Source organism: Rhodopseudomonas sp. G2_2311, assembly GCF_047501505.1.
GTDB classification, from domain to species: Bacteria; Pseudomonadota; Alphaproteobacteria; order Rhizobiales; family Xanthobacteraceae; genus Rhodopseudomonas; species Rhodopseudomonas palustris_H.
On record NZ_JAZDRK010000051.1, the window covers coordinates 1 to 354 of the forward strand.

1 protein-coding gene is annotated in these 354 nt (G+C 65.8%); it reads right to left on the reverse strand.

Translation table 11 applies throughout. The features are described from left to right. Nucleotides 1-354, reverse strand: a 354-nt coding sequence (locus VRZ08_RS25055) for a GTP-binding protein (RefSeq protein ID WP_414534250.1), incomplete at both ends; no start/stop codon positions are given.

Below are 354 nucleotides of genomic sequence, written 5' to 3' on the forward strand. Positions count from 1 at the left end.
CCGCGCTCGACACGGCCGGTCACCACGGTGCCGCGGCCCGAGATCGAGAACACGTCTTCCACCGGCATCAGGAACGGCTGGTCGATCGGACGCTCCGGCTGCGGGATGTAGGCGTCGACCTGACGCATCAGCTCCAGGATCGCGTCGTGACCCAGCTTCGGATCCGAGTTCTCCAGCGCCGCAAGCGCCGAGCCCTTCACGATCGGAATGTCGTCGCCCGGGAAGTCGTACTTCGACAGCAGCTCGCGCACTTCCATCTCGACCAGCTCGAGCAGTTCCGGATCGTCGACCATGTCGCACTTGTTCAGGAACACCACCAGCGCCGGCACGCCGACCTGACGGGCCAGCAGGATG